This is a genomic window from Candidatus Nitrotoga sp. BS (genome assembly GCF_927797785.1).
Classification (GTDB): domain Bacteria; phylum Pseudomonadota; class Gammaproteobacteria; order Burkholderiales; family Gallionellaceae; genus Nitrotoga.
Window position 1 is genome coordinate 1 of record NZ_CAKMLL010000012.1, and the last position, 3,118, is coordinate 3,118.

Genomic DNA, 3,118 nt, shown 5'->3' on the forward strand with positions numbered 1-3,118 from the left:
TTATAAGCTTTCTCGATCAATGAATCGATTTGCTTTGGTTCAATAACTTCATTCAGATGTTCAAGTGCTTTATTGGCAAGTTCATTTAATTTATCTAATAAATTAAATGAACTGTTTGAGAAATTAGGTTTTGATTGTGAATTTGGTTGCAAGTTTGCAACTTCTTCATAGGCCGCGATGTATTGTTGAGTGCGAGTTTCTTTAATATCGAAAGAATAAGCTTGTAATTCATCACTGTTATATTCAATTGAGCTGGCTGCTTTAAATGCTGACTCAATGTTTCCGCCATAAACTTTATTGGCAACATCGCTGATTTCATTGATTAAATTCTTTATAGCTTCGCGTTCGTCTGAATCTAAATTACCTTCAATACTTATTTGATATTGCGAAGATGATTGGGCTGATGCTGATAGAGCTAAAGCTGTTTTGCTAGAGTTTTGTGACTGGATATCCGAATAGCTAATACTTGTTTGAGAACTGGAGCTGCTAGAAAGATTTATCGACACTTTATCACCATCACGAGTTGTGATCTCTATGCTGCTTTCTCGTGCTAGTGATTGGCTATAAGATAACTGTGCTTGTTTCGAAATAGAGACAGTATCATTTTTACTCAAATGTCTTGAGTGGTTATTAGTGAGCTCATTACTTGATCTAGGTAACGACTTTTCATAATCTCGCGTTGGTGCATACCTAGAAGATAAGAGGTTTGATATATTCGCTTCCATGACAATCACCAAAAAAAGTTATGAGTAACTTGTTTTAACGGCCATGCTCAATTTAAATTGAGATAAATTTGCACACAACGCATGTTTACCAATGAAATATGAATGACGACCGTCGATGAAAAGCTTAGCATAATGCACTGACGGGGGGCTTATGGGGTTCGTATCAACAAACAAAGCTCGGTAGTTAGGTTGAATGAAATGAAGCCCAACATTTTCACCGCTTACCGTAACCATCTACGCCATCACCTATTTCACATCTCAATCCGACGCTGCCATTCCCCACTCAATGGTGCTATGCGGATAGTCGGCATCGTCCGGTGGCAAGCGCCATATCGCATGCAAGTGCTCGGATAACACCACCATCGCCTGAAGTGCAAACGGATGCGCGACTTTCACCGTTTTCATGGCCGCACGCAAATCGTCGATATGCCGTACCAATAGATCGGAGCGCCGTTCGGTTAAATTAACAGTGAAGAAGTACGTGCCTCCTGCTGCATCAGCACGCGGTAACGCAAGTATTCATCCCTCTGTGTGATGGGCATCGCAAGCTCAGCTCCAACCTACGGAGCCCAACTTACCGCGTTCGAATGCTTACTCCCGACCCTTATACAACTTTCGAGAGCAGCAACTATCTGACACCTTGGTTAATAAAACCCACAGGCAACACCATGCCTAAATTGTCATGGAACGTTCTGCTAACCCGCCATTAACGAGTATCGTCTAGCCACATTCATTTCTTCAGAATGTTCGCATCAGAATCTAGTAGTTTTTTAACATCGGGAGTCCATTTTGTAAGGCCATAACTTTCACCTAGTTTCATAGCATCTTCAATAGATGCACCATGAAACCAAGCCGCACGTAATGTCATCAGTGCAGCTACTCTAACACCCGATGAACAATGAACTAATACCTTTTCATTTTCTAATTTAGTTAGCAACGAATCCAATAAACTGACGTTTTCTTTAGTAAGATCAGAACGATCAGCAATAGGAATATTGTAATAAGCCATACCTGATTTAGTAACAATTGCAGCTTCATTAAAATCGGGCATTTCCTTAGGTGGGCGCAAGTTAATGACATTCTTCACACCTGCTTTATTGAAGGCTGCAAAATCATCTGGTTTGGGTTGACCGGCTATATAGAGATTAGTGTAAGGGTGCTTTAATCCCGGCACCCCTTCCAATTCCTTAGGTATTTCAGATGCCCCGCTCGGTAGTGAAAAAGTAACGAATGAAGTGATTATTAGCAGGACTGCTGAAAAATTTTTTAACATGATCATTTCTCCTGGAGTTATAAATTAATAAGAAAACGCGACATTAAGTTTTCACAGCAAAAGCAAGTTCAAAAAGCTAAATACAACTACCTCAAGGCATTGCCGTTACAGCTCTTAAGCAAATCGAATGGCAGCACTTCCAAACTCCTCAATATATCAGGCCACTCAATGACCATTATATTCATAGCACAGCTAAGATGTCGTGACTTATCTGTAGTGGCTCGGCGTTATTTGACAACCAGACATCAGCGTCTGGCAGGGTCAAGGTTATGCCATTCCCCGCTCAATGGTGCTATGCCCTGTTGAATGTGGCCAATCAACAGGGCGAGTGACCTAGCCATGTTTTACGGGATTGTAATGAAGGTAATCGACGTGTCGCGCAAGATCAGTCTCATCCCGGATTTGATGTTCCCAATATCGCCGCTGCCAAATACCCCACTCCCGCTTGGCTTGGCGGCTGGCACGAATATGCTCGCCTTTTGCCAGCCGCCGCGAGAACCCGGCCTTGATGAGCGACCAGCGCAGCGGATAGTCGGCATCGTCCGGTGGCAAGCACCTTATCGCATGCAAGCGTTCGGGTAACACCACCATCGCCAGAAGTGCAAACGGATGCGCGTCTTTCACCGTTTTCATGGCCGCACGCAAGTCATCGAAATATCGCACCAATAGATCGGAGCGCCTTTCAACCAGATTAACAGTTAAGAAGTACGTGCCTCCGGCTGCTTCAGCACTCTAAAGGGCAGAGAAATTCTGCCTTATCCATTCTTACCCCGATACCATGCATAAGCTGGGCCACAACACGTTCGAATTGCTTCGCCACACCTTCATAGGCATTACACTTTATTCTGCTTAATGCTAAGTTTCCACTTTAAGGCTTGCCAATCGTTCATTAATCAAATAGTTAGATGTTCTTGAAATTAACAAAAAATCATTCATAATTAAATGGTTATCAAGAATCAACAAATATCTACGATTTAGCCAATTTTAAGTAGGGTTGGATAATGCTAACCATCGAAAAATGCTTCTCATCTCTACTGCTTGCTTATAGGAAATCTTATGAAACTGTCTAAAGGGCACCTCTAAAAATCCCCTATCTCTGTAATCGAATTTGCTGTGTTTT

Annotated in this window: 3 protein-coding genes and 1 pseudogene; all 4 read right to left on the bottom strand. The window is 42.2% G+C overall.

Features of this window, described 5'->3' with window-relative positions; all coding sequences use genetic code 11:
- Positions 1-725: hypothetical protein (locus tag MJ769_RS00650; protein WP_239233916.1), on the bottom strand; the 725-nt coding region annotated here is incomplete at its 3' end.
- A 258-nt stretch (positions 726-983) separates the two neighbouring features.
- Positions 984-1,130: a hypothetical protein gene (locus MJ769_RS00655; RefSeq protein WP_239233917.1), complete on the bottom strand. Its 147-nt coding sequence runs from the start codon at positions 1,128-1,130 to the stop codon at positions 984-986.
- Between the two features lie 325 nt (positions 1,131-1,455).
- Positions 1,456-1,998 carry a beta-lactamase hydrolase domain-containing protein gene (locus MJ769_RS00660; RefSeq protein ID WP_239233918.1) on the bottom strand — a complete coding sequence of 181 codons (543 nt, stop codon included), beginning with the start codon at positions 1,996-1,998 and terminating at the stop codon, positions 1,456-1,458.
- A 333-nt stretch (positions 1,999-2,331) separates the two neighbouring features.
- A pseudogene (locus tag MJ769_RS00665) lies at positions 2,332-2,712 on the bottom strand (REP-associated tyrosine transposase); the annotation flags it as partial.
- Positions 2,713-3,118 lie beyond the last annotated feature (406 nt).

Excerpts from the sequence above, each read along its gene's own strand:
- MJ769_RS00655 (WP_239233917.1), bottom strand. The coding sequence starts at position 1,130 with ATGAAAACGGTGAAAGTCGCGCATCCGTTTGCACTTCAGGCGATGGTG.
- MJ769_RS00660 (WP_239233918.1), bottom strand. The coding sequence starts at position 1,998 with ATGTTAAAAAATTTTTCAGCAGTCCTGCTAATAATCACTTCATTCGTT.